Source organism: Inhella sp. (assembly GCF_041912635.1).
GTDB lineage: Bacteria > Pseudomonadota > Gammaproteobacteria > Burkholderiales > Burkholderiaceae_C > Inhella.
The window spans coordinates 28,792-52,906 of the sequence record NZ_JAYRMO010000007.1 but is presented as its reverse complement, the minus strand read 5'-3'; the positions used below and the strand labels follow the sequence as shown (position 1 = coordinate 52,906).

Here is a 24,115-nt window from a genome sequence, read left to right as displayed (position 1 = left end):
TGGCCGCAGGCCAGGCGCTAGTTCGGCGCGGCCCCCTGCAAGGGCAGCTCCGGCAACGCGGCATCGAAGCGCGCCACCCAGGCGGGCTCCACCTTGAGGCTGCACAGCAAGTGCCGGCTGGGCGGCTCCGGCATGCCGGGCGGCTGCAGGGCGGTGAACTCGCCCGGTCCATAGCCCTGACGCTGCAACATCAAGGCCAGCTCGCTGCGGGTGCTGATCATGAAGTCGGCCCGGCCGCGCGCCAGCATCGGCAGCGCGCGGGCCGTGCCGGCGCTGACCAGCTGGGCCGGGCGGGCACGGCCCGCAATCCAGCGGTCCAGCTCGGGGCCGTAGGACACGCCCTCGAAGCTGAGCAGTTCAAAGCGCGAGTCCTGCAGCGCGGCCTGCGCGTCGGGCCGCTCCGCCAGCTGCGCCATCACGGCGGGCGGGCCGATCAGCACCTGCTGCTCCTCTCGTACCAGGGCCTTGGAGTAGCGGCCGAAGCCGGCCCGCTCGGGGGTGTAGAACGCGCCGAGCAGGCAGAAGGCCGTGCGGTTGGCCTGTAGCTCATGCAGGCTGCGGCGCAGCGGCATGAACTCCAGGCGCACGCTCAGGCCGGCGGCGTCAAAGGCCTGCCGGGCGCGCTGCAGCAGCAGCGGCCCGTTGAGCACGGCCCCTTGGCCATCCGGGGCACGCATCGACTCCAGCACATGCACGGGCACGGGCGCTTCGGCCCAGGCGGGCGCCCGCATCGCAAGCAGCAGGGCGAGCAGCGCGCCGAGGCGCGGCAGGGGGGTGTGCATGGCGGACCTAGGGCGGTGGCTGTGGCTGCCAGGGCACCGCCGGCAGCGCCGCATCAAAGCGCGCCACCCAGGCGGGGTCGACCTTGCGGCTGCACAGCAGATGCCGGGTGGGTGGTGCCGGCATGCCGGGCAGCAGCACGGCCTCAAAGCGGCCCATCGGGTAGCCCTCGCGGCGGCGCATGGCTTCGAGCTCGCTGCGCGCGCCGATCATCAGATCGGCATGGCCGCGCTCCAGCATGGGCAGGGCACGGGCGGTGCCGGAGCTGGCGCGCACAGGCGCCTGCGGGCGCAGGGCGATCCAGCGGTCCAGCTCCACGCCATAGGAAACGCCTTCGTACACGAGCAGCTGCAAGCGGGAGTCATGCAGCGCCAGCTGGGCCGTAGCGAGCTGGCGCAGCTGCGCGGCCACCCGCGCCGGGGCGATCAGCACCTGCTGCTCTTCCAGCGCCACGGGGCGCGAGTAGCGGCCGAAGGCCTCGCGCTCCGGTGTGCGGAACACGCCCAGCACGCAGAGGGCTTCGTCATTGCGGCTCAGGGCCTGCAAGCTGCGGCGCAAGGGCACGGGCTCGAAGCGCACGGCGAGCCCAGCGGCGTCAAAGACCTTCTGCATGCGCTCCTGAAGCCCGGTGACCGGATGCGTCTGCGGCTGACCGTCCGCACCGCGCGGAGCTTCCAGCACGTGCACGGGCATGGGCTCCGCGGCGGAAGCGGTGGCGGGGCCGACCAGGATGAGAAGGCTGAACAGGGTGCTGCGCATGGGGGCGAGGCGCAAGGCGCCACGGCCGATTGTGCGGGCGCCTCGATTCAGCCAAACGACGCTGCACCGTCGCTCCCGCCCGAGTGGGGGACGGACGCCTCAGAGCCAGACGGCATCGGGAGATGCCGCCAGGCCCGCGAGCTTGGTCAGCGCGTATTCCAGCCGTTCACGCGAGCCGTCCATCAAGGCCAGGCGCACATGGCGCCGGCCCTCGCCATCGCGGTTCATGGAAAAGCTGTCGCCCGCCGCCACGATCAGCTGGTGGCCGCGCGCGAGCGCCGCGAACTGGTCGCCGCTGCTCCAGGCCTGGGGCAGCTCCAGCCACAGATGGAAGGCCGTGGGGTGGGCCCGCAGGTTCAGGCCACCCAGGTAGGCGCGCGCCAGGGTCTGGCGGGCTTGCGCCTCCTCGCGTTGGCGATGCGCCATATCACGCGCCTTGCCGCTGCGGATCAGCTGCGTGGCCAGCTCGGCCAGCAGCGGCGACACCATCCAGACACTGCTGCGCACGGCGGCGGCCAGCGCCGTCAGCCACTGCGGCGGGGCGTGCACGTAGCCCAGGCGCACGGTGGAGGCCACCGACTTGGACAGGCTGGTGAGGTAGAGCGTGCGCTCCGGCGCGAAGCTGGCCAGCGGGGGCAGGGGCTCGCTGGCGAGAAAGCCGTACAGGTCGTCATCCACCAGCTTGAAGTCGAACTCGCGGGCCAGGGCGGCGATCTGGCGCCGGCGCTCCAGGGGCAGGGTGGTGCCGGTGGGGTTTTGCAGATTGGGAATGCAGATCAGCAGCGCTGGTCGCTCCTGTTCGCACAGCGCACGCAAGGCCTCGGGCTGCAGGCCTTGCGCGTCCATGGGCACGCCGCGCAGGCGGCGACCCAGGAGCTGCACCACCGAGGCCACCCCGGGGTAGCAGAGCGATTCGCACAGCACCAGATCGCCCGGCCGTGTGAGCGCAGCCACCGCCAGCCACAAGCCGTGCTGACCGCCACAGGTCAGCAGCACCTGCTCGGGTTGCGCGGCCAGGCCGGCTTCCTGCAGCCACTGCGCGCCGGCCTGCAGATGCTGGCTGTTGGCGCCGTCGGGGGTGTAGTCCAGCATGTCGGGCAGGCGTGCGGACTGCGCCAGCTCGGCCAGCGCCGCGCGCACGAAGGACTCCTGCAGGGCGGCATTGGGTTTGACGATCGACATGTCCAGCCCCAGCACCGCAGGCGCCGCGGGCGCACCCGGCGGCGGCAAGGCGCGTTCGCACACGAAGGTGCCGCGCCCGACCTCGCCGCTGACCAGGCCCTCGCGGTGCACCGCTTGGTAGGCGCGCCCGACGGTGCCCGGCGTGATGCCCAGCGCGGCGGCCAGTTCCTTCAGGGTCGGCAGGCGTTCCCCGGCCTCCAGCACCCCTTGCTGGATGTCGCGCCGCAGCGTGTCGGCCAGGCGCAGGTAGATCGGGCCATCACCCTCGACCAGTTGGGGAATCCACATGGTGTATTTGGCGCATTGAGTTGATTCAACTGACGCAATTCTCCATCGCAATCAGGCAATCGACCCTGCGTCGGTTGGAAATCCCAAGAGCTGGGGGGTGCTTTCCTGCTCAAAGTCGCTACATTGAGGCGATGCAATGTTGCTTAATGAATGGATGTAAGTGACTTAATATGTACAAACACGTAACCGACCCCCTGGCGGACGCCGATCCCGACATCTGGGCCGTCGTGCAGGACGAGGCTCGGCGGCAGGAGGATCACATTGAGCTGATCGCTTCCGAGAACTACACCTCGCCGGGCGTGCTGCAGGCCCTGGGTTCGCAGCTGACCAACAAGTACGCCGAGGGCTATCCGGGCCGGCGCTACTACGGCGGCTGCGAGGTCGTGGACCGGGCGGAAACCTTGGCCATCCAGCGCGCCTGCGCCCTGTTCGGCGCCGAGGCGGCCAATGTCCAGCCGCATTCCGGCTCCCAGGCCAACCAGGCGGTGTTCTTCGCCTTGCTGCAGCCGGGTGACCGCATCCTGGGCATGGACCTGACGCAGGGCGGCCATCTGACCCATGGCATGCCGCTGAACATCAGCGGCAAATGGTTCCAGGTCAGCAGCTACGGGCTTGATGCGCGCTGCGAGATTGACTACGAGGCCATGGAGCGCCTGGCGCATGAGGTGCGGCCGCGGCTCATCATTGCCGGCGCCTCGGCGTACTCGCTGCGCATCGACTTCGAGCGCTTTGCGCGCGTGGCTCGCGCGGTGGGCGCCTATCTGATGGTGGACATGGCCCATTACGCCGGCTTGGTGGCGGCCGAGCAGTACCCGAGCCCGATCCCGCATGCCGACGTGGTGACCACCACCACGCACAAGGGCCTGCGCGGCCCGCGCGGCGGCCTGATCCTGATGAAGGAGCAGCATGCGCGGGCCATCAATGCGGCCATCTTCCCTGGCCTGCAGGGCGGCCCGCTGATGAACGTGATCGCCGCCAAGGCGGTGGCGCTGCACGAGGCAGCCACGCCCGCTTTCGTCCAGCACCAGCGCCAGGTCCTGCGCAATGCCCAGGTGATGGCCGAGACCCTGCAGGCGCGTGGCCTGTCCATCGTTAGCGGGCGCACCGAGAGCCATCTGATGCTGGTGGACCTGCGGGATTCGCGCCTGACCGGGCTGGACGCGCAGCAACTGCTCGAAGGTCTGGGCCTGACCTGCAACAAGAACGCGGTGCCGGGCGATCCGCGCAAGGCGGCCTTGACCAGCGGCATTCGCCTGGGCAGCCCTGCCATGACGACGCGCGGCTTCGGCGCCGACGAAGCGCGTCAGGTCGCCGTCTGGGTGGCCGATGCCCTGCAAGCCCCCGACGACGAGGCGCTGCTGGCCCAGATCCGCCACCAGGTGCGCGCGCTGTGTGCGCGCTTCCCCGTCTACCGCTGAAGGATTCCGCATGCGCATCACCTGGCAAGAATTCCGTGCCGACCAATCCCTGTCCGCCTGGGTCGCCGGCCTGCTGGCGGTGCTGATCTCTTATGCGGGGCCGCTGGTCATCGTGTTCGAGGCTGCGCGCCAGGCCCAGCTTTCGACGGCCATGACCTCGTCGTGGATCTGGGCCATCTCGATCGGCAGCGGCCTGACCGGCCTGATCCTCAGCTGGCGGCTGAAGACGCCCATCATCACCGCCTGGTCCACGCCCGGTGCCGCGCTGCTGGTGGCCACGCTGCCGAGCTTGAGTCTGCCGCAGGCGGTCGGCGCCTATCTGGTGGCCTCGGCGGCCATCACCCTGATCGGCGTCTCGGGCCTGTTCGACCGCCTCATCGCCCAGATCCCGAAGGGCCTGGCCGCCGCCATGCTGGCCGGCATCCTGCTGCGCTTCGGCACCGGCGTGTTCGCCTCGGTCTCGGCCAGCCCGCTGCTGGTGCTGCTGATGATCGCGACCTTTATGGTGTTCAAGCGCCTGCAGCCGCGTTACGCCATTGCGGCCGTGATGGCGGTGGGCATCGCCACGGCCATGGCCCTGGGCCAGACCCGCTTCGCAGGTGTCGAGTTCGAGCTGGTGCGCCCCACGCTTGTGATGCCCGAATGGTCCACGCATGCCGTGCTCAGCCTGGGCCTGCCGCTGGCGCTGGTCACCTTGACCGGCCAGTACGTGCCCGGCATGGCGGTGCTGCGCAGCTCGGGCTACTCGGTGCCGGCGGCCGGCATCGTCGGCCTCACCGGCCTGGTGTCCCTGCTGCTGGCGCCGTTCGGCTCGCATGGGGTCAATCTGGCGGCCATCACCGCGGCCATCTGCACCGGCAAGGAGGCGCACGAGCAGCCTGGCAAGCGCTATGTGGCCGGCATCGCCTGCGGGCTGATCTATCTGCTCATCGGTGCCTTTGGCGGCGCGCTGGCCCTGGTGTTCGCTTCGCTGCCGCCCGAGCTGATCGGAGCCCTGGCTGGACTCGCCCTGCTCGGTGCCATCGCGACCGGGCTGATCGGCGTGGTGCAGGACGAGGCCCATCGCGATGCCAGCCTGATCACGCTGCTGGCCACGGCTTCCGGCATGAGCTGGCTCGGTCTGGGCTCGGCCTTCTGGGGCTTGCTGCTGGGGGGAATTGCCTACTTGGTGATGCACCGGCCCTGGACGCGCGTCGATGTTGCCCGGCCTGGCGCCAGAACGACTTGAGGCCCCGGGCCTGTGCGGCGTCCCTGTGGTTTTGCTGAAGCGGCAGTCAGCGTGCCGCCACCAGGCGAGTTGCGTAGCTCATTCTGTGTGGGCGTGTCGCAGCCAGCTGCGCGCCAGCATGTCGGCCAGGGCATCAGTCGGTGAGCTGCCGCGGCCATAGCCCAGGTAGACCTGCAGCCCGCGAAGACCGCTCAGGTCGGCGTCGCGCACCAGGTCGAACTCCTGTGCACTCAGGCGCCCGCATTGCCAGGCACGCGCTTGGCTGGGCCGATGCAATTGCCAGCCGTCTGCGCTCAGGGTGTAGAGCGAACCATCGGCCAGCTGGGCGGCGGCAAACATGCAACCCGGTTGCCCAGCGTCCGCTTGATTGGGTGCCACGCTGGCCACCAGGGTGCGCTTTGTCGGAGCGCCCCAGGCCAGCACTTCAGCGTCCAGGCCGGTGGGCGAGTAGACGTTGAAGCCGATCGGGGTGGGCGTCGGCACATGCTCGGTGCCGCCATTGCCCAGCATGCCCCGCACATTTCCGCCCCAGGCCCAGACGGCGCCATCGAACTTGATTGCGAAGCCGTTGTTGTTGCCGCCGCCGACAGTGGTCTTCCAGAAGCCTTCGCCGACTTTCACCGGGCGGTGCACGTTGTTAGCTGTGCCATCGGGTTTGGTGTTGACGCCATCGCCCACGGCGTACCAGGCGCCCATGCCCCAGCCCCAGAGGCTGCCGTCATCGCGAATGGCATGGCCATGGAAGCTGCCGTTGGTGACGGCCACGAAAAGGGCCGCGGTCGATCAGCCGGGGCTGCAGCACCGAGTCGCAGGCGCTGGCCGGGTCGGCGCCGGCAAAGCTGGTGCAGGGGCCGAGGCCCAGAGACGAGTAGCCATTGAAGCCCCAGCCCCACAGGCTGCCATCGGTCTTGAGCGCGAGCGAGAAATCCTCCCCCGCGCTGATGACCTTGAAGCCCTCGCCGATGCGTGTCGGGGTGGTCGTTGGCGTGTCACCCACCGCACCGCCTTCGGCAAAGCCGCCCCAGGCCCAGAGCGAGCCATCCGGCTTCAGGGCCAGGTGGTGAGTCATGCTGGTGTGCACCTGGGCGTAGCCGGCACCGACCGCGGTGGGTTGCAGAACTCTCGACGGGCTGAGCGATCCCAGCCCCAGGCTGCCCCAGGAGAATTGGCACCCCAAGTCCACAACCGGCCGTCGCGTGTCAGGCCCGCCGCGCTATGCCAATTGCCAACCACCTGCTGGAAGTTCTGACCAATGAGCACGGGCAGATGGCGGTCGGTCTGTGTGCCATCACCCAGCTGGCCCGAGGCATTGCCACCCCAGGCCCAGAGCGAGCCGTCCGCCTTCAGCGCCAGGGTGTGGCCATCGGAACTGGCGATCTGTGGCATGGCGGCCTGGCCGGCGAGCGGCAGCAGGGCCAGGGCAAATAGGGCAAGGGCGTGGCGCATGGATTGATCGCGTCTCGCGACGGCGCATCTTCCACCGCGATCCCGGAACCAGGGTCTCCTGCTCCGGGATGAGAGCGGAGACCCAGGCCTGCGCCGGGCTGCCGCTCTCGGCGTCCGTCAGCCGAAGACGCGTAGCGCGCCCTGCTGCCCTGCGATGCCGGCCAGCGCGCCCGCCTGGACCATCGCAAACGCCGCCTCGATATCCGGCGCCAGGTAGTGGTCCGTATTCATTGCCGGTGCCTTGCTGCGCAGCAGCTCGTACGCACCTTCCAGCGCCGCCGAACTCTTCAACGGGCGCAGGAACTCGAAGCCCTGGCAAGCGGCCAGCCACTCGATGGCGACGATGTGGCCGCTGTTGTCCAGCATCGGGCCAAGCCGGCGGGCGCCGAAGGTGGCCATCGAGACATGGTCTTCCTGGTTGGCGCTGGTCGGCAGGCTGTCCACGCTGGCCGGATGGGCCAGGCTCTTGTTCTCGCTGGCCAGGGCGGCCGCGGTCACGTGGGCGATCATGAAGCCGCTGTTCAGGCCGGCGTTCTCGGTCAGGAAGGCGGGCAGGCGCGACACACCGGTGTCGATCAGCATGGCGATGCGGCGCTCGGCGATGGCGCCGACTTCGGCAATCGCCACCGCCAGCGCGTCGGCGGCCAGGGCCACCGGCTCGGCGTGGAAGTTGCCGCCGCTGATCATCGTGGCGCTGCCGTCCTTCTCGGCGAAGACGAGCGGGTTGTCCGTCACCGCATTGGCCTCGCGCAGCAGCACGTCGCGCACATAGCGGGCCTGGTCCAGGCAGGCGCCCATCACCTGGGGCTGGCAGCGCAGGCAGTAGGGATCCTGCACGCGGTCGTCGTTTTCGGCGTGGCTGGCGCGGATGGCGCTGCCCTTGAGCAGCTCGCGGTACACGCCGGCCACCTCGATCTGGCCCGGCTGGCCGCGCACGGCGTGGATGCGGGCGTCAAACGGGCCGTCGCTGCCGCGTGCGGCGTCCAGGCTCAGTGCGCCGCTGACCACAGCGCTGGCGTACAGCACCTCGAAGCGCATCAGCGCGTCCAGTGCCAGCGCGGTGCTGGTCTGGGTGCCGTTGATCAGGGCCAGGCCTTCTTTGGCCGCGAGCTTCAGCGGCTTCAGGCCCGCCGCTTCCAGTACCTGGCCGGCGGGGCGGCGCTGGCCGTCCACCAACATCTCGCCTTCGCCCATCAGCGCCAGCGTCATGTGCGAGAGCGGCGCCAGATCACCCGAGGCGCCCACCGAGCCCTGGCAGGGCACGTAGGGCGTCAGGCCGGCGTTGAACACGTCGAGCAGGGCCTGCACCACTTCGGGCCGCACGCCCGAGATGCCGCGCGCCAGGCTGGCGAGCTTGGTGGCCAGCATCAGGCGCAGCACGCGCTCGTTCATGGGCGCGCCCACCCCCACGCAATGCGAGCGGATCAGGTTGCGCTGCAGGGTATCCAGCTCGTCCTTGGCAATGCGCTTGCTGGCCAGCTTGCCGAAGCCGGTGTTGACGCCGTAGACGGCGGCGTCGCCCGCCGCCGCCTTCTGCACCACGGCGGCACCGCGGTTGATGTCTTCCCAAGCCTCGGGCACGAGTTCCAGACGCACGCCGCCTTGCTGGATGGCGCGCAGTTGGTCAAGGGTCAGTGCGCCGGGGGTGAGTTTCAGAGTGGTCGTCATGTTCAGAGGCTCGGCAGGTTCAGACCGCGTTCGCGGGCGCAGGTTTGGGCAATCTCGTAGCCCGCATCGGCATGGCGCATCACGCCGGTGCCGGGGTCGTTCCAGAGCACGCGCTTGAGGCGCTCGGCGGCCTCGGGCGTGCCGTCGGCCACGATCACCACGCCGCTGTGCTGGCTGTAGCCCATGCCCACGCCGCCGCCATGGTGCAGGCTGACCCAGGTGGCGCCGCCGGCGGTGTTCAGCATGGCGTTCAGCAGCGGCCAGTCGCTGACGGCATCGCTGCCGTCCATCATGCTTTCGGTCTCGCGGTTCGGGCTGGCCACCGAACCGCAGTCCAGGTGGTCGCGGCCGATCACGATCGGGGCCTTCAGCTCGCCCTTGGCGACCATCTCGTTGAAGGCCAGACCGGCCAGATGGCGCTGACCCAGGCCCAGCCAGCAGATGCGCGCCGGCAGGCCCTGGAAGGCGATGCGCTCGCGCGCCATGTCCAGCCAGCGGTGCACGCGGGTCTCTTCGGGGAAGAGCTCCTTGATCTTGGCGTCGGTCTTGTAGATGTCCTCGGGGTCGCCGCTCAGTGCCACCCAGCGGAACGGGCCGCGGCCTTCGCAGAACTGGGGCCGCACATAGGCGGGCACGAAGCCGGGGAAGTCGAAGGCGTTCTTGACGCCCTGGTCCAGCGCGACCTGGCGGATGTTGTTGCCGTAGTCCACGGTGGGGATGCCCATGGCCTGGAAGTCCAGCATGGCCTGCACGTGCACGGCGCAGCCGCGGGCAGCGGCGGCCTTGAGGTCGGCATGCTGGGCCGGGTCGGCCGCAGCGGCCTGCCATTGCTCCACCGTCCAGCCGATCGGCAGGTAGCCGTTGATCAGGTCGTGCGCCGAGGTCTGGTCGGTCACGATGTCCGGCTTGATGGCGGTGCCGGCCTTGGCGCGCTTCACCAGTTCAGGAAGGATTTCGGCCGCGTTGCCGAGCAGGGCGATCGAGACCGCCTTCTTCTCGGCCGTGTACTTGGCGATGCGCGCCAGCGCGTCGTCCAGGTCCTTGGCCTGCTCGTCGACATAACGGGTCTTGAGGCGGAAATCGATGCGGCTTTGCTGGCACTCGATGTTCAGCGAGCAGGCGCCGGCAAAGGTGGCGGCCAAGGGCTGGGCGCCGCCCATGCCGCCCAGGCCCGCGGTCAGCACCCAGCGCCCGGCCAGGCTGCCACCGTAATGCTGGCGGCCGGCCTCGGCGAAGGTTTCATACGTGCCCTGCACGATGCCTTGCGTGCCGATGTAGATCCAGCTGCCGGCCGTCATCTGGCCGTACATCATCAAGCCCTTGCGGTCCAGCTCATTGAAGTGCTCCCAGGTGGCCCAGGCCGGCACCAGATTGCTGTTGGCCAGCAGCACGCGCGGGGCGTTCGGGTGGGTGGGGAACACACCGACCGGCTTGCCGCTCTGGATCAGCAGGGTCTGGTCGTTTTCAAGAGTCTTCAAGCTCGCGAGGATGCGATCAAAGGCCTCCCAGTTGCGCGCGGCCTTGCCGATGCCGCCGTAGACCACCAGGTCCTCGGGGCGCTCGGCCACTTCGGGGTCCAGGTTGTTCTGGATCATGCGGAAGGCGGCTTCAGTGAGCCAGTTCTTGCACGACAGCTCGGTGCCACGGGGGGCGCGGACGACGCGGGGATAGGACATGGAGGGGCTCCAGCGGGACGGGATGGGGTCATCCTAAGTTGTCTAGACAAGTGAAGTCAAGAGGCTGCACAATCAAGCCATGGCAGACATCGAACCCCGGTATCAGCTGGTGCAGAGCCATCTGCGCGACGGCATCAAGAGCGGCCAATGGACGGTCGGCGACCGCCTGCCCAGCGAGGCCGAGCTGGTGGCGCAATTCGGCGTCAGCCGCATGACGGTGAACCGCGCCTTGCGCGAGCTGGAGCAGGAAGGCCTGATCCGCCGCCAGCAGGGCGCGGGCAGCTTTGTGGCGCCGCTGGAGCGCGTGGCCGGCACGCTGGTGATCCGCGACATCCACGACGAGATCGCTGCGCGCGGCCACCGCCACGAGGCCGAGATCCTGCAGATGGGCGAACGCCGCGCACGCCGCGGCGAGGCCCAGCTGCTGGGCCTGGAAACCGGCGCGCGCCTGTTCCACAGCCGCATCCTGCACCGCGAGAACGGCCTGCCGCTGCAGCTGGAAGAGCGCCTGGTGAACCCGGCCTGCGCGCCCGACTACCTGGCACAGGACTTCAAGACCCTGACCCCCACCGCCTACCTGCTGCAGGTGGCGCCGCTGACGGGTGCGCACTACCAGATCGAGGCCGCCGCCGCCAATGCCGAGCAGGCCGCCGCCCTGGGCCTGCAGCCGGGCGACCCCTGCCTGGTGATCGAGCGCGTGAGCCGCAGCCCCAGCGGCACGGTGACCTGGGTGCGCCTGGTGCACCCCGGCGCCCGCCATGTCCTGACCGGGAGTTTTGACGCATGAATGAACTGACGCTGTGGCGCGATGCGCGCCTGGCCACCTTGGCGGGCAGCGAGCCCTGGGGCGCGATCGAGAACGGCGCGCTGCTGACGCAGGGTGAGCAGATCACCTGGGTCGGCCCGCTGGCTGAGCTGCCGCGCGACGCCGCGGTGGCGCGCGAGCATTCGCTGCAGGGCGCCTGGGTCACACCGGGGCTGATCGACGCCCACACCCACCTCGTCTACGGCGGCCACCGCGGCCATGAATTCGAGCTGCGCCTGCAAGGGGCCAGCTACGAGGAAATCGCCCGCGCCGGCGGCGGCATCCGCTCCACCGTGGCGCACACGCGCGCGGCCAGCGAGCCCGAGTTGTTGGCCTCGGCATCCAAGCGCCTGGCGGCCTTGAAGGCCGAGGGCCTGACGACCATCGAGATCAAGAGCGGCTACGGCCTGAGCCGTGAGCACGAGGCCAAGATGCTGCGCGTGGCGCGTGCCCTGGCCGCGCAGGGCGTGCAGGTGCGCACCACCTATCTGGGGATGCATGCGCTGCCGCCGGAGTTCGAGGGCCGGGCCGACGACTACGTCAGCGCCTGTCTCGATGATCTGCCGCTGTTGCAGGCGGAGGGCCTGGTGGATGCGGTGGACGCCTTTTGCGAAACCATCGGCTTCAGCGCGGCGCAGGTCGAGCGCCTGTTCGAGCGGGCGCGCGAACTCGGATTGCCCGTCAAGCTGCACGCCGAGCAGCTCAGCGACCAGGCTGGCAGTCAGCTGACTGCGCGCTTTGGCGGCCTGAGCGCCGACCACCTCGAATGGCTCAGCCCCGAAGGCGTGCAGGCCATGGCGCAGGCGGGCACGGTTGCCATGCTGCTACCCGGCGCCTACCACTGCCTGCGTGAAACCAAGCTGCCGCCCATCGCCGCTCTGCGCGAGGCCGGCGTGCCCATGGCCCTGGCCACCGACCACAACCCCGGCACCGCGCCCGTGCTCTCGCTGCTGGCCACGCTGCAGCTGGCCTGCATCCACTTCCGCCTCACGCCCGAAGAAGCCCTGCGCGGCCTGACGGTGAACGCCGCCCGCGCCTTGGGCCTGCAGGACCGTGGCGTGCTGGCGGCCGGCACGCGTGCCGACTTCTGCGTCTGGGGCGTGGACCACCCGCGCGAGCTCAGCTACTGGCTGGGCGGGCGGCCCTTGTTGAACCGGATCTTTGGCGGCGTGGCCGACCAGGAGTTGCCCGCATGAGCTTTACCCTGACCCGCGGCTCCGTGCCGCTCCTCATCAGCCTGCCCCATGTGGGCTTCGAGATCCCCTCCGAGCTCTGCCCCCACTACGTGGACAAGGCCCGCACCAGCGCCGACACCGACTGGCACCTGGAACGCTTGTACCGCCCGATCGCCGAGCGCCTGGGCGCCAGCCTGCTGGTGCCGCGCTACTCGCGCTATGTGATCGACCTGAATCGCCCCGACAACGACGCGCCCATGTACCCCGGCGCCAGCAACACCGAGCTGTGCCCGACGCGCGACTTCGAGGGCCAGCCGCTGTATCACCCCGGCCGCGAGCCCGACGCCGCCGAGCGCCAGCGCCGGCTGCAGCTGTACTGGCGGCCTTACCACCAGGCGCTTGCCGGCGAGCTGGAGCGCTTGAAGGCCGCGCATGGAGTGGCGCTGCTGTGGGACGGTCACTCGATCGAATCCGAGCTGCCCTGGCTGTTCGAAGGCCGGCTGCCGGACCTGAACCTGGGCAGCGCCAGCGGTGCGGCCTGCGCGGCGCCCATCCTGGCCAAGGTGGCGGCTGTGCTGGCTGCGCAGACGCGTTACTCGCAGGTGGTGGATGGGCGCTTCAAGGGTGGGCACATCACGCGGCACTATGGCAAGCCCGAGCATGGGGTGCATGCGCTGCAGATGGAGATGGTGCAGGCGATCTACATGCTCGAAGACAAGCGCGAGCCGGCGCCGCGGCCGTACCTGGTGGAGCGTGCTGCGGAGCTGTCTCCCTTGCTGGAGAGCTTGTTGAAGGCTTATCTGGGTGCGGCTTCTTGATGATTTTTGCTGCTCGTGGGAGCCCTCGGGGGCTTCACCCCCGAACCCCGACCCGCATTTCTTTGCTGCGCCAAAGAAACGCGGGGCAAAGAAAGGCGCCAATGCGCACAGTCGCCCTAGGGGCGAACTGTGATGGCGGTGCTTGGGCTCACACTGACACGAGCCCTCATCTGACTCCGACGGTCAGGACGACGAAGGCGCCCGGGGTACCGGTCGTCCCTGGCACCGCAAACCATCACCCTGGGCGCTCCGAAGAACAGACCCCCAATCAGCTTCGGCCCACGCCAAACCGCTCGTTGGGGCTCCATTCATCGCAGAAAGCCCGTGATGGTTAGCGGTGGTCTAGTCGGCCGGTACTCCGGCCAGCTTAGCGGGCAGGTTTTCGCAGTCCCAGGAGGGGTGTGGGAGCCATGTGAACCAGCCGTGCAGTCGCGGCCGACCCTAGGTCGGCTGCGTGCATTCAGCGCCTTTCTTTGGTCACTTTCTTTGGCGCAGCAAAGAAAGTGACCCGCCTGTCGGGGCGGAATCCCGGCGGGCTGTTTCGAGCCGAACTGAACGAGGCAGGAAGACATGCAGAACGAGACAAAACTCTGGACCCCCGCCGCCTGGCTCCAAGGCCGCTGGCAAGAAGACGTCCTGCTCGAAATTGACAGCGCCGGCCGCTGGCAGTCGATCACCCCCAACGTCCCCCAGCCGCAAGACGCAAGAGCGCTGAAGGGCCCGGTCATCCCCCCGCTGGTCGATGCCCACAGCCACGCCTTCCAACGTGCCATGGCCGGCGGCGCCGAGACGCGCGACAGCGAGAGCGACGACTTCTGGAGCTGGCGCGAGGCCATGTATGCCGTGGCGCTCAGCATCAGCCCCGAACAGCTGAAGCAGGTGGCCACGCGTCTGTACCGCGAGCTGCTGCGCGGCGGCTACACCCAGGTCTGCGAGTTCCACTACCTGCAGCACCGCCCCGACGGCCAACCCTACGACGACGAGCTGACCATGGCCTGGGCCTTGATCGAGGCGGCAAAGGAGGCCGGCATCGGCATCACCATGCTGCCAGTGCTTTACGCCCACCAGGGCTTCGGCGTGAAGGGCCTGAAGGACACGCAGCGCCGCTTCAAGACCGATGCCGACTGGGTGTTCAACGCGCAGCGTCGCATCAACAGCCAGCGCAGCGCCACGGTGAATGCCGGCGTGGCCCTGCATTCGCTGCGTGCCGCCCATGCCGAGGACATCGCCCAGCTGATGCAGCAGATCGGCGAGCAGGACCTGCCCATCCACATCCACGTCGCCGAGCAGACCGGCGAGGTGCGCGACTGCCTGGCTCACACCGGCCAGCGCCCCATCGAATGGCTGTGCCAGCAGCAGGGCCTGGACGCGCGCTGGCAGCTGGTGCACGCCACGCACGCAGAGCCTTTCGAGGTGGAGCTGCTGGCCCGCCAGGGCGCCGGCGTGGTGATCTGCCCGACCACCGAGGCCAACCTGGGCGATGGCCTGGCGCCGCTGACCGGGTACTTGGACGCCGGCGTGCCGCTGACCGTGGGCAGCGACTCCGAGGTCGGGCGCGAGTGGCGCGAGGAGCTGCGCTGGCTGGAATACGGCCAGCGCCTCGTCAAGCGCCAGCGCAATGTGGCCAGCCAACCCGGCCGCCAGCCCAGCAGCGCCGCGCGCCTGTTTGACGCCATGCTGGCTGGCAGCGGTCGCGCCGCCGGCTTCGCGCATTGGGGCTTGCAGCAGGGCGCGCGCGCCGACTGGCTGGTGCTGGACCTGGCCGCCGAGGGCCTGGAAGGTGTGCCCATGGCGCGCTGGCTGGATGCGCTGGTGTTCGCCAGTGCCGGGCCGCTGTGGGCCGAGGTGGGGGTGGCCGGGCGGGTGCTCGGCCGGCCTTGACGACACGCAAGGCCGCCCGGCGGCCTTGCGGCGATGCTTGCAGGATGGGAGATGCCGCCGCACCCACCGCAGACACCGTGTTCCTGGCCAGCCAGCTGAGCAAGACCTATGGCGAGGGCGAGGCCGCCGTGCACGCGCTGCGCGGCGTGGACCTGGAAGTGCAGCGCGGCGAGTTCATCGTGCTGCTCGGGGCCTCCGGCAGCGGCAAGTCCACGCTGCTGAACATCCTGGGCGGGCTGGACATTCCCAGCAGCGGCGAGCTGCGCTTTTGCGAGCACCGCCTCAGCGGCGCCAGCGAGGCCGAGCTGACGCGCTACCGGCGCGAGCACGTCGGCTTCGTGTTCCAGTTCTACAACCTGATCCCCAGCCTGACCGTGCGCGAAAACGTCGCCCTGGTCACCGACATCAGCGAGCACCCCATGCCGGTGGACGAAGCGATCACGCGCGTCGGCCTGGCGCCGCGCGCCCACCACTTTCCGGCCCAGCTCTCGGGCGGCGAGCAGCAGCGGGTGGCCATCGCCCGCGCCATCGTCAAGCGACCCGACCTGCTGCTGTGCGACGAGCCCACCGGCGCGCTTGACTACCAGACCGGCAAGCTGGTGCTGGAGGTGATCGCCCGCATCAACCAGGAGCTCGGCACCACGGTCATCGTCATCACGCACAACGCTGCCATCGCGGGCATGGCCGATCGCATCATCCACCTGAGCGACGGGCGCATCCAGCGCATCGAGCGCAACCCCCACAAGCTCACGCCGGCCGAGCTGAGCTGGTGAGCGCGCTGCCGCCATGAAAGCCCTGGACCGCAAGCTGCTGCGCGACCTGCGGCTGATGTGGAGCCAGGCCCTCACCATCGCCCTGGTGGTGGCCTGCGGCATGGGCGGCTTTCTGACCACGCTGTCGTCCGTGGACTCGCTCGCCGCTGCGCGCGAGGCCTTCTACGCCCAGGGCCGCTTTGCCGATGTGTTCGCAGGCCTCAAGCGCGCCCCGCAGGGTCTGGAGGCGCGGCTGCGCGAGCTGCCCGGCGTGGCCGAGGTGCAGACCCGCATCGAGCAGGTGGTGCGGCTGGAGCTGCCGGGCGTGGACGACCCGGTGCTGGGCCAGCTGATCGGCCTGGACCTGCGCAGCCCGCCGCGGCTGAACCAGCTTTTCGTTTCGCGCGGGCGTGGCCTGCAGGCCGGTGCCACTGCGGGCAGCGGCGCCATCGAGGTGCTGGTCTCGGCCGCCTTTGCCGAGGCGCGCGGCCTGCTGCCGGGGGCGCGCTTCAAGGCCCTGATCAACGGGCGCGAGCGCGAGCTGCAGGTGGTTGGCTGGGCCCTCAGCCCCGAGTTCATCTTTGCCGGTCTGGGTGGCATGCCCGACCTGCGCGGCTTTGGCGTGCTGTGGCTGGACCGCGAGCAGCTGGCCGGGGCCTACGACATGCGCGGCGCCTTCAACCAGGTGGCGCTCAAGCTGGCCCCGGGCGCCGATGCCGTGGCGCTGACGAGCCGGCTGGACGAGCTGCTGCGGCCCTACGGCGGGCGCGCCTCCATCGGCCGCACGGAGCAGACCTCGCACGCGATGCTGGAGAACGAGATCAATGAGCAGCGCGTGCTCGGCACCCTGCTGCCCGTCATCTCGCTGGCCGTGGCGGCCTTTCTGCTCAACGTGGTGGTGGCCCGCCTGGTGTTGACGCAGCGCGAGCAGATCGCCGCGCTCAAGGCCCTGGGCTATGCGAACGCGCACATTGCGCTGCACTACCTGAAGCTGGTGCTGGTGATCGTGGCCCTGGGCCTGCTGCTGGGCCTGGTGCTGGGCAAGGCCCTGGGTTTGATGATGACCCGGCTGTACGCGGAGTTCTTCCGCTTCCTCAGCTTCGAGCATGTTCTGGAGCCCGGCCTGGTGCTGGGCAGCGCCGCGCTGTCGGTGGCGATGGCCGTGGCCGGCACGCTCAACGCCATTGCCGCCACCGTGCGCCTGGCGCCGGCCGAGGCCATGCGGCCCGCGGCCCCGGGGCGCTACCGCCCCTCGGTGCTGGAGCGCTTGCCCCTGGTGCGCGCTAGCGTGCCGCTGCGCATGATCCTGCGCCAGATGGAGCGGCGCCCCTGGCGCAGCGCCCTGGCGGTGGCCGGCGTGGCCGCTGCGGTGGCCATCGTGGTGCTGGGCAACTTCTTTCGGGATGCGATCGACACCATCGTCGACGCGCAGTTCAACCAGGTGATGCGCGCCGATCTGATCGTCTGGCGCGCCGAGGCGGGCGGCGCCCAGGCGCGCCTGGAGCTGGCGCGCCTGCCTGGCGTGCTGCAGGTGGAGCCCGGGCGCGACCTGCCGGTGAACCTCCGCAACGGCCTGCGCCAGCAGCGCGGCAGCCTGCAGGGCTATGCCGCCCAGCCCGAAGCGCGCCGCATCGTCGACGTGGACGGGCGCGCCAGCCTGCCGAGCCCCACCGGTCTGCTGATGACCGACCGTCTGGCCGACAAGCTCGGCCTGCGCGCGGGCGACACGGTGCAGTTGGAACTGCAGGACGGCAGCGGGCGCCTGCTCAGCCTGCCGCTGGAGGCCACGGTGCGCGAAATGATGGGCCTGAACGCCTACATCGAACGGCGCGCACTCAACCGCCTGCTGGGCGAGGGCGATGTGGCCTCGCAATTCGCGCTCATCGTCGAGCGCGGGCGCGAGGCCGAGGTGCTGCAGGCGCTGCGCGAGCGCCCGCTGGTGGTGGGCAGCTTCAGCAAGGCCACGCTGCTGCGCAATATGGAAGAGATCAGCGCGCGCAATGTGCGCATCATGAGCACCGTCCTGACCCTGTTCGCCAGCGTCATCGCGGTGGGCGTGGTCTACAACAACGCGCGCATTGCGCTGGCCGAGCGCAGCTGGGAGCTGGCCTCGCTTCGGGTGCTGGGCTTCACGCGCGCCGAGGTGTCCACCCTGCTGCTGGGCGAGATGGCGATCGTGATCGCCGTGGGCCTGCCGCTGGGCATGCTGCTGGGTTCGGGCCTGACGCACGCCCTGGTCGGTTTGTTGAAGACGGACCAGTTCCTCTTCCCGGTGGTCATCCAGGCACGCACCTATGCCTGGGCGGCGCTGGCGGTGTTGGCGGCCGGCGTGGCCAGCGCGCTGGTGGTGCGCCGGCGCATCGACCGGCTGGACATGGTGGCCGCGCTGAAGACGCGCGAATAGGAAGGCAGATAGGCATGCAGATGGGAACGAAATGGCTGTTGGCCGGTGCCGGTGTGGCGCTGCTGGCCCTGCTGGGCTGGGCCTTTGCGCCCCGGCCCGTCAAGGTCGATCTGGCCGAGGTGCGCACCGGCCTGTTCGAGGCTGGCATCGAGGAAGACGGCAAGACGCAGGTGGTGCAGCGCTACCAAGTGGCCGCGCCGCTGGCCGGGCGCTGGCTGCGGCCCACGCTGGAGGCGGGCGACGCCGTGCAGGCCGGCCAGGTGATGGGCCAGATCGAAGCCAGCCTGGCGCCACTGCGCGACGCCCGCAGCCGCGCCGAGCTGGCCGCGCAGGCCGAGGCCGCCGAGGCCGAGCTGGGCCGCGCCCAGGCCCGGCTGGCGGCCGCCACCGCGGCACTGGCCCTGGCTCAGAAGAAGGAGCAGCGCAGCGCCACCCTGGGCGCGCAGGGCTTCGTGGCCGGGGCGCAGCACGAGGATGCGGCCCTGGCCCTGAAGGCCGCCGCGGCCGAGCAGCGCAGCGCGCAGGCCGAGCGCCACATGGCACAGCACGCGCTGGAGCAGGCGCAGGCGGCGCTGGGCGCCTTCCAGGCCGGCGCCGCACGCGGCCGCGTGGATGCCTTCGAGCTGCGCGCACCGGTGGCCGGCCAGGTGCTGCGCGTGCACCAGCCCAGCGAAACCCTGGTGGCTTTGGGGACGCCGCTGATCGAGCTGGGCGACCTGGCGCAGCTGGAGGTGGTGGCCGAGCTGCTGAGCACGGACGCGCTGCAGATCCAGCCCGGGCAGCCGGTGCGCATCGAGCGCTGGGGCGGGCCGGCGGTGCTGCAGGGTCGGGTGCTGCGGGTCGAACCGGGCGCCTTCACCAAGGTCTCGGCCCTGGGCGTGGAGGAACAGCGGGTGCGCGTGCAGATCGGGCTGGTGAGCCCGCCCGAGCAGCGCCGCGGCCTGGGCGATGGCTACCGCGTGGGCGTGCGCGTGCTCACCCAGCAGCGGGCCGATGTGCCCCTGGTGCCGGTGAGCGCCGTGTTCCCCCTGCCGGGCGCCGCGGCCGGCCGCCATGCGGTGTTCCGCGTCGAGGGTGGGCGCGCGCAATTGCGCGAGGTGAAGCTGGGGGCCCGCAACGAGCGCGAGGCCTGGATTGGCGAGGGCTTGAAGCCCGGAGACCGGGTGATCGTCTACCCGCCGCAGGGTTTGCTGGACGGCGCGCGCGTGAAGCCGCGCTAAGCCAGACGCAGGCGGTTGCGCCCGGCGTGCTTGGCCTGGTAGAGCGCGATGTCGGCCGCCTGCACCAGCTCGCGCGGCTCCTCGGCCGGGGCGCCGTTGCCCATGCCGCGCAGCGCCAGGCCGATGCTGATGGTCAGCCGCAGGCCGGCATGCACGCGCTCCCAGGGGTGCTCCATCACGGCGCTGCGCAGGCGCTCCAGCACCGCCTCGGCATCGCGCGCGGGCGGGCCCACCAGGCCGATGAGGAACTCCTCGCCGCCCCAACGGGCCAGCAGGTCGGCACTGCGCAGGCGCTGGCGCAGCAGCTGGGCCAGCTCGCGCAGCACGGCGTCGCCCACGGCGTGGCCGAACTGGTCGTTCACACGCTTGAAGTGGTCGATGTCCAGCATCGCCACGGCGAAGGGCGTGTCGGGGCTGGGGGTCTGCTCCCACATCAACGGCAGCGCCTGCTCGGCGTGGCGGCGGTTGGCCAGCCGGGTCAGCACGTCCTCGCGGGCGGCGCGGTCGCTGCGCGCCAGTTGCTCGCGCAGGGCCTCGTGCTCGCGCTCCAGCGCCAGCACGCGCTCACGCTCGCGGTCGGCATCGGCGCGCGCGTGCTCGGCGCGCGCCATCGCCTGGTCGACTTCCTGGCGGATCAGCAGCACCTCGGTCTGGGCCAACTGCACGGTGCGTGTGGCCAGGCGCTCGGCGCGCATCAGGGCCTCCAGGTCGGTCAGCGCGGCCTCGTGCGCGCCGGCGGCCTTGTGGCATTCGTAGAGCAGGCGCAAGGCGCGGCGCTGCAGGCGCGGCAGGATGGCGTCGCCGCGCAGCTGCAGCAGGCTCTCGGCCGCGGCAATGGCCTCGGCATGCTGGCCGCGGCCGCGCGCCAGCACGGCGCGGTGCAGCCGCGTGCTGATGGACAGGCCGGCGAACTCGTGCTCCTGCGCGGTCTGGTCCAGGTACTCGATGAGCGGCGCGGCGCGGTCCCAGTCCTGCCCCTGCAGCAGGGCCTCGACGAGGTTGGAAAGCGCCAGCGCAATGCGGTACGGATTGCCCTGCGCCTGCGCGCAGGCCACCGCCTGTTCGGACAGCAGCTGCGCCATCGCCTGCACCACCACGGCCTGCTCGGTCTCGCCGTCGATCAGCAGCTCCTCGTACTCGTAGAGCGTGAAGAAGGCCTGGTTGTTCAGGCAGGCGAAGTCGAGCTCGGGCAGGCCATGCTGCAGCGCAATTTCGCGCGCGAGCTGAGTGGTCTCACGGGCCTGCGCGGGGTTGTCCAGCGCGGCATAGGCATTGCCCAGCCGTGCCAGGGCCCAGCCTTCGAGTTCCGCACGCCCCCAGGTCCGGCCTGCGCCCGGTCCCCCCCCCGAGGGGGACAAGGAAACTTGGGGCGGCCCGGCGTTTCCTTCGGGATCTTGCAGCCGGCGCGCCAGGTTCAGCGCGGAGAGCGCCTGCTCCAGCGCCTCGCGCCCCAGCGAGAGCAGCGAGTAGGCAAGCGACAGATTGCAGCGCGCCTCGCACAGCGGGCCCAGCGCCTCCTGGCGCTCCAGCAGGTGCACGGCCTCGCTGGCCACGCGCACGCAGTCTTGCGGCCGGCCCAGGCGGGCGTAGGCGCGCGCCAGGTCGTTCAGTACGCGGGCCCGCTCGGGGCCGCCCTGGGCCTGCGGCAGCAGGGCTTCGAGCCGCAGGGCCGCAGCGCTGTGATTGCCCTGCTGGAGCAGGGCTTCGGCGCTTCGGCACTCGCTTTCTTGCATGTCAGGCTTGGATGAATTCCCGCAGTTCGGCAGCCAGACGGCGGCGGCTTTCGGCATGGATGTACATCATGTGCCCGGCCGGGAACTGCGCCATGCGGATTTGCCCCTTCAGGTGCGGGCGCAGCGCCATGTGCGCCAGGCTGTGCAGGGCGGCGTCGGGCGGGGTGGCCAGGTCGAACTGGCCGCAGGCCACGTACACGCGCAGGCTGGGCTGGTGGTGCAGGGCCTGGCGCAGCAGCTCGCCGGTGTGCAGGTACTTGTTCTCGAAGCCTTTGTAGCTCCAGCTCTTGTAGAGCGGGGCGAGCAGGTGGTAGGGCGCGTCGCCCATCCAGCCCAGGCGTTCGTGCAGGGTGCGCTCCAGCCCGACGCGGTAGGCACCGGCCAGGTTGGTGTAACTCGGGTCGTCCTCGGCCTTCTCGCCCACGTCGTCGCGGTCGTGGCCGGTGAAGCGGCTGTCCAGCCGGCCCACCACCAGGCCGCGGCCGCGCAGCAGCTGCTTGAAGAAGCGCTCGTCATCCACGCGCAGATGGCAGCGCAGCAGGTAGTCGGCGTCCAGGCCGGTCAGCTCGGCGGCCTGCGCAGCCACTTCGCGGGCCTGGGCTTGGCCCAAGCGGTCGCCCAGCAGCAGGGCGCTGGCGTAGGGGCCGAGGGCAAAGGCCTGGGCGCGTTCGATGAGCGCCTCCACGGTGAGCGCCTGCAACTCCGGCGCCAGCGCCTGGTGGTACCAGGCGGTGGCGGCGTAGGTGGGCAGGAAGCAGAGGTAGGGCAAGTCGTTGCCGCGGTCGAAGCTGAAGGTCTGGAAGTCCATCGCCGGCGAGACCAGCACCACGCCGTTGAGCATCAGCTCGCACTTTTCCTGCAGCTGGCGCGCCAGCGCCGCGGCGCGCGTGCTGCCGTAGCTCTCGCCCAGCAGGTACTTGGGGCTGCCCCAGCGGCCCTCGCGCGTCAGGTAGCGGCGCATGAAGTCGGCAATGGCGTCGAGGTCGCGCTGCACCTCGTGGTACTCGGTGGCCTTCTGGCCTTCGACCATGCGCGAGAAACCCGTACCCACCGGGTCGATGAAGACCAGGTCGGCGTGCGTCAGCAGGCTGTCCTCGTTGTCCACCAGCGCATAGGGCGGCTGGCCGCAGTCGCCCAGGGCATCGCTGTGCACGCGCTGCGGGCCCAGCAGGCCCAGGTGCAGCCACACGCTGCTGCTGCCCGGCCCGCCGTTCAGCGAGAACAGGATGGGCCGGTTGGGCGGCGCATCCAGCAGCGTGTAGGCGGTGTAGAAGACCTGCGCCTTGACCGGCTCACCCTGCAGCGTGCCGTCCTTCAGCTCGGGCTCGCGCAGCAGCAGGGTGCCGGCGCTGGCGCGGTAGCGCAGGGTCTGCGCGCCGATCTGCAGGCTGTGCTCGCGCTCGACGCGGGACTCGGTGGGGGCGGGCGCGGGGGCATCGGCCATGGCGATGAGGGGGCTCTGTGAAGGTGGGCCCAAGTGTGCCCGAGCAGGTGCGCGGGCTGGCCGCCCGCCCCTGCGGACTTGTGCTCAGAACTTGTAGGCCAACCGCACCCCACCCCAGTGCCGCCCGCGCACCTGGATGGGCGCGGCGCATTCCTTCAGCACCACGTACTGGCCGCCACCCAGGTCGCGACGGTAGGTCTGCAGCAGGAAGGGCTTGGTGTTGCGCGCGCTGGCCAGGCCGGTGCGGTCATTGAAGATGCGGCGCCAGCGGCTGTTGGCGGTGTTCCACAGCGGGTCGCCCGGGCGCTGCGGCTGGCTGAGCTTGCGGTTGTGCATGGGCACGTAGCCGTTGCGGTCCACGGCGATGCAGAACACCACCTTGTCGCTGAGCTGGAGCAGGCGCTCCTGCACGGCCGGAAAGAGCTGCTCGGCCAGGGCCGAGAAGGGCGCGAGGTGCTGCTGCGGGTCGCTGCCGGGCAGCGGCTGGTAGCGCTCGCTGAACAGGTCCTCGGGGCTGATCTGGCCCTGCTGCAGCGCCCCTTCCAGCAGCGCGGCGATTTCGGCCGCGGCGCCTTGCGCGGCCTCGATGTAGGGGCTGTCATCGGTGCGCACGCCGCTTTCGGCAATGGTCTCGATCAGCTGCTCGCTCATCGTCAGGAAGCTGTCGGCATGGCGCAGAGCGCGCTGCAGGCCCTGCTGCGTCTGGCCCAGCTGGCCCTGCAGCTCGCGTGCCTGGCCGTCCAGCCGGTGGGCCACGACCTCGGATTCCTGGGCTGCAGTGGCCATGGCCGCGCCGTCGCGGTCAATGCCGGCCATGGCGGCATGGATGCCTTTGGCCTGGCCGGACTCCTGCGGCGTCAGCTCCTCGCGCAGGCGCTCGATGCGGGCGTCGAGCTGCTGCACCGAGCCGACGATGCGCTTGCTGGTGGCTTCCACGCGCCCGGCCAGGTCCTTGACCGCGTCGGCCACCACGGCAAAGCCGCGGCCGGCTTCGCCAGCGCGCTTGGCCTCCACCGTGGCGTTGAAGGCCACCAGCCGGGTGTTGAGAGCGACCTGGGTGATTTCCTGTGCCGATTCGCTCACCAGGCGCAGCGCGGCGGCAATCGCCTGCACCTCACCGGCCAACTGTTGCAGGGCCTGGGCGGCGGCGTCGGTGGTGTGCCGGCTCTGCGCGCTGCCGGACACGATGCGCTGCTGCGCCTCGCACACGGCGGCCAGGCCCTGGCCGAGCTGCTGCAGGGCTTCGTGCTGGCGCTGCACGGCCAGCAGGGTGTCGTCCACCACGCCGCGCACCTCGGCCGCACCCTGGCCCAGGGACGAAGCATGGCGCCCCAGAGTGGCGAGGGTGGCGTCCAGCCGCGGCGCGCTGCTGGGTGCGGGGCTTGGCGAAGGCTCGACGGCCGGACGGGGGCTGCGAAAACTCAGTGCCACGATGCGG

At 70.4% G+C, this 24,115-nt stretch carries 20 protein-coding genes; 9 read left to right on the top strand and 11 right to left on the bottom strand.

Annotated elements, in window-relative coordinates:
- Positions 1-17 precede the first annotated feature (17 nt).
- From ACE3QP_RS05750 to ACE3QP_RS05740, 3 genes are all read right to left on the bottom strand, one after another.
- Positions 18-782 carry a hypothetical protein gene (locus ACE3QP_RS05750; RefSeq protein ID WP_374434314.1) on the bottom strand — a complete coding sequence of 255 codons (765 nt, stop codon included), beginning with the start codon at positions 780-782 and terminating at the stop codon, positions 18-20.
- A 7-nt stretch (positions 783-789) separates the two neighbouring features.
- Positions 790-1,539, bottom strand: coding sequence for a substrate-binding periplasmic protein (locus ACE3QP_RS05745; RefSeq protein WP_374434312.1), 750 nt, complete (start codon positions 1,537-1,539; stop codon positions 790-792).
- 99 nt (positions 1,540-1,638) lie between these two features.
- A complete protein-coding gene (locus ACE3QP_RS05740) occupies positions 1,639-3,009 on the bottom strand; it encodes a PLP-dependent aminotransferase family protein (RefSeq protein WP_374434311.1) in 1,371 nt (456 codons plus the stop codon).
- 170 nt (positions 3,010-3,179) lie between these two features.
- Here ACE3QP_RS05740 and glyA point away from each other — a divergent pair, with 170 nt between their 5' ends.
- Together glyA and ACE3QP_RS05730 are read left to right on the top strand one after the other, a co-directional pair.
- The gene (gene glyA / locus ACE3QP_RS05735) at positions 3,180-4,427 is read left to right on the top strand and encodes a serine hydroxymethyltransferase (protein ID WP_374434310.1); all 1,248 of its coding nucleotides are present in this window, start codon (positions 3,180-3,182) and stop codon (positions 4,425-4,427) included.
- A 10-nt stretch (positions 4,428-4,437) separates the two neighbouring features.
- On the top strand, positions 4,438-5,655 hold the full coding sequence (locus ACE3QP_RS05730; protein WP_374434309.1) for a benzoate/H(+) symporter BenE family transporter: 1,218 nt from the start codon (positions 4,438-4,440) through the stop codon (positions 5,653-5,655).
- 78 nt (positions 5,656-5,733) lie between these two features.
- On the opposite strand, the gene ACE3QP_RS05725 is transcribed toward ACE3QP_RS05730, so the two are convergent.
- From ACE3QP_RS05725 to hutU, 5 genes are all read right to left on the bottom strand, one after another.
- Positions 5,734-6,420, bottom strand: a complete 687-nt coding sequence (locus ACE3QP_RS05725; RefSeq protein WP_374434308.1) for a hypothetical protein — start codon at positions 6,418-6,420, stop codon at positions 5,734-5,736.
- The gene (locus ACE3QP_RS05720; protein WP_374434307.1) at positions 6,374-6,724 is read right to left on the bottom strand and encodes a hypothetical protein; all 351 of its coding nucleotides are present in this window, start codon (positions 6,722-6,724) and stop codon (positions 6,374-6,376) included. The genes ACE3QP_RS05725 and ACE3QP_RS05720 overlap by 47 nt, the downstream gene beginning before the upstream one ends.
- The gene (locus tag ACE3QP_RS05715; RefSeq protein WP_374434306.1) at positions 6,721-7,101 is read right to left on the bottom strand and encodes a hypothetical protein; all 381 of its coding nucleotides are present in this window, start codon (positions 7,099-7,101) and stop codon (positions 6,721-6,723) included. The genes ACE3QP_RS05720 and ACE3QP_RS05715 overlap by 4 nt, the downstream gene beginning before the upstream one ends.
- Before the next feature lie 117 nt (positions 7,102-7,218).
- Positions 7,219-8,769, bottom strand: coding sequence for a histidine ammonia-lyase (gene hutH / locus ACE3QP_RS05710; RefSeq protein ID WP_374434305.1), 1,551 nt, complete (start codon positions 8,767-8,769; stop codon positions 7,219-7,221).
- A gap of 2 nt (positions 8,770-8,771) precedes the next feature.
- A complete protein-coding gene (hutU, locus tag ACE3QP_RS05705) occupies positions 8,772-10,445 on the bottom strand; it encodes a urocanate hydratase (protein ID WP_374434303.1) in 1,674 nt (557 codons plus the stop codon).
- 79 nt (positions 10,446-10,524) lie between these two features.
- Between hutU and hutC the strand changes: the two genes are divergently transcribed.
- The 7 genes from hutC to ACE3QP_RS05670 all read left to right on the top strand — a co-directional run bounded on the left by hutC (position 10,525) and on the right by ACE3QP_RS05670 (position 19,500).
- Positions 10,525-11,232 (top strand): histidine utilization repressor, encoded by a 708-nt coding sequence (gene hutC, locus ACE3QP_RS05700; protein WP_374434301.1) that lies wholly within the window; start codon positions 10,525-10,527, stop codon positions 11,230-11,232.
- Positions 11,229-12,446, top strand: a complete 1,218-nt coding sequence (hutI, locus tag ACE3QP_RS05695; RefSeq protein ID WP_374434299.1) for an imidazolonepropionase — start codon at positions 11,229-11,231, stop codon at positions 12,444-12,446. Before hutC ends, hutI begins: the two co-directional genes overlap by 4 nt.
- Positions 12,443-13,243 (top strand): N-formylglutamate deformylase, encoded by an 801-nt coding sequence (gene hutG, locus ACE3QP_RS05690; RefSeq protein WP_374434297.1) that lies wholly within the window; start codon positions 12,443-12,445, stop codon positions 13,241-13,243. Before hutI ends, hutG begins: the two co-directional genes overlap by 4 nt.
- A 570-nt stretch (positions 13,244-13,813) precedes the next feature.
- Positions 13,814-15,124: a formimidoylglutamate deiminase gene (gene hutF / locus ACE3QP_RS05685; protein WP_374434295.1), complete on the top strand. Its 1,311-nt coding sequence runs from the start codon at positions 13,814-13,816 to the stop codon at positions 15,122-15,124.
- A 44-nt stretch (positions 15,125-15,168) separates the two neighbouring features.
- A complete protein-coding gene (locus ACE3QP_RS05680; protein WP_374434293.1) occupies positions 15,169-15,897 on the top strand; it encodes an ABC transporter ATP-binding protein in 729 nt (242 codons plus the stop codon).
- 13 nt (positions 15,898-15,910) lie between these two features.
- Positions 15,911-18,280: an ABC transporter permease gene (locus ACE3QP_RS05675; RefSeq protein WP_374434291.1), complete on the top strand. Its 2,370-nt coding sequence runs from the start codon at positions 15,911-15,913 to the stop codon at positions 18,278-18,280.
- A gap of 14 nt (positions 18,281-18,294) precedes the next feature.
- Complete coding sequence (locus tag ACE3QP_RS05670) at positions 18,295-19,500, top strand: efflux RND transporter periplasmic adaptor subunit (protein ID WP_374434290.1); 1,206 nt, start codon at positions 18,295-18,297, stop codon at positions 19,498-19,500.
- Here ACE3QP_RS05670 and ACE3QP_RS05665 read toward each other — a convergent pair.
- From ACE3QP_RS05665 to ACE3QP_RS05655, 3 genes are all read right to left on the bottom strand, one after another.
- Positions 19,497-21,233 (bottom strand): diguanylate cyclase, encoded by a 1,737-nt coding sequence (locus tag ACE3QP_RS05665; RefSeq protein WP_374434288.1) that lies wholly within the window; start codon positions 21,231-21,233, stop codon positions 19,497-19,499. The two genes, ACE3QP_RS05670 and ACE3QP_RS05665, sit on opposite strands and share 4 nt — an antisense overlap.
- Position 21,234: 1 nt before the next feature.
- Positions 21,235-22,677 (bottom strand): S10 family peptidase, encoded by a 1,443-nt coding sequence (locus ACE3QP_RS05660; RefSeq protein WP_374434286.1) that lies wholly within the window; start codon positions 22,675-22,677, stop codon positions 21,235-21,237.
- Between the two features lie 84 nt (positions 22,678-22,761).
- Entirely contained in the window at positions 22,762-24,108 is a 1,347-nt protein-coding gene (locus ACE3QP_RS05655; protein WP_374434284.1) for a methyl-accepting chemotaxis protein, read from the bottom strand.
- Between the last annotated feature and the right edge of the window lie 7 nt (positions 24,109-24,115).

What these genes read in the sequence shown, in the direction of transcription:
- ACE3QP_RS05750 (WP_374434314.1), bottom strand. Translation starts at nt 782, where the DNA reads ATGCACACCCCCCTGCCGCGCCTCGGCGCGCTGCTCGCCCTGCTGCTT.
- ACE3QP_RS05745 (WP_374434312.1), bottom strand. Translation starts at nt 1,539, where the DNA reads ATGCGCAGCACCCTGTTCAGCCTTCTCATCCTGGTCGGCCCCGCCACC.
- ACE3QP_RS05740 (WP_374434311.1), bottom strand. Translation starts at nt 3,009, where the DNA reads ATGTGGATTCCCCAACTGGTCGAGGGTGATGGCCCGATCTACCTGCGC.
- glyA (WP_374434310.1), top strand. Translation starts at nt 3,180, where the DNA reads ATGTACAAACACGTAACCGACCCCCTGGCGGACGCCGATCCCGACATC.
- ACE3QP_RS05730 (WP_374434309.1), top strand. Translation starts at nt 4,438, where the DNA reads ATGCGCATCACCTGGCAAGAATTCCGTGCCGACCAATCCCTGTCCGCC.
- ACE3QP_RS05720 (WP_374434307.1), bottom strand. Translation starts at nt 6,724, where the DNA reads ATGACTCACCACCTGGCCCTGAAGCCGGATGGCTCGCTCTGGGCCTGG.
- ACE3QP_RS05715 (WP_374434306.1), bottom strand. Translation starts at nt 7,101, where the DNA reads ATGCGCCACGCCCTTGCCCTATTTGCCCTGGCCCTGCTGCCGCTCGCC.
- hutH (WP_374434305.1), bottom strand. Translation starts at nt 8,769, where the DNA reads ATGACGACCACTCTGAAACTCACCCCCGGCGCACTGACCCTTGACCAA.
- hutU (WP_374434303.1), bottom strand. Translation starts at nt 10,445, where the DNA reads ATGTCCTATCCCCGCGTCGTCCGCGCCCCCCGTGGCACCGAGCTGTCG.
- hutC (WP_374434301.1), top strand. Translation starts at nt 10,525, where the DNA reads ATGGCAGACATCGAACCCCGGTATCAGCTGGTGCAGAGCCATCTGCGC.
- hutI (WP_374434299.1), top strand. Translation starts at nt 11,229, where the DNA reads ATGAATGAACTGACGCTGTGGCGCGATGCGCGCCTGGCCACCTTGGCG.
- hutG (WP_374434297.1), top strand. Translation starts at nt 12,443, where the DNA reads ATGAGCTTTACCCTGACCCGCGGCTCCGTGCCGCTCCTCATCAGCCTG.
- hutF (WP_374434295.1), top strand. Translation starts at nt 13,814, where the DNA reads ATGCAGAACGAGACAAAACTCTGGACCCCCGCCGCCTGGCTCCAAGGC.
- ACE3QP_RS05680 (WP_374434293.1), top strand. Translation starts at nt 15,169, where the DNA reads ATGGGAGATGCCGCCGCACCCACCGCAGACACCGTGTTCCTGGCCAGC.
- ACE3QP_RS05675 (WP_374434291.1), top strand. Translation starts at nt 15,911, where the DNA reads ATGAAAGCCCTGGACCGCAAGCTGCTGCGCGACCTGCGGCTGATGTGG.
- ACE3QP_RS05670 (WP_374434290.1), top strand. Translation starts at nt 18,295, where the DNA reads ATGCAGATGGGAACGAAATGGCTGTTGGCCGGTGCCGGTGTGGCGCTG.
- ACE3QP_RS05665 (WP_374434288.1), bottom strand. Translation starts at nt 21,233, where the DNA reads ATGCAAGAAAGCGAGTGCCGAAGCGCCGAAGCCCTGCTCCAGCAGGGC.
- ACE3QP_RS05660 (WP_374434286.1), bottom strand. Translation starts at nt 22,677, where the DNA reads ATGGCCGATGCCCCCGCGCCCGCCCCCACCGAGTCCCGCGTCGAGCGC.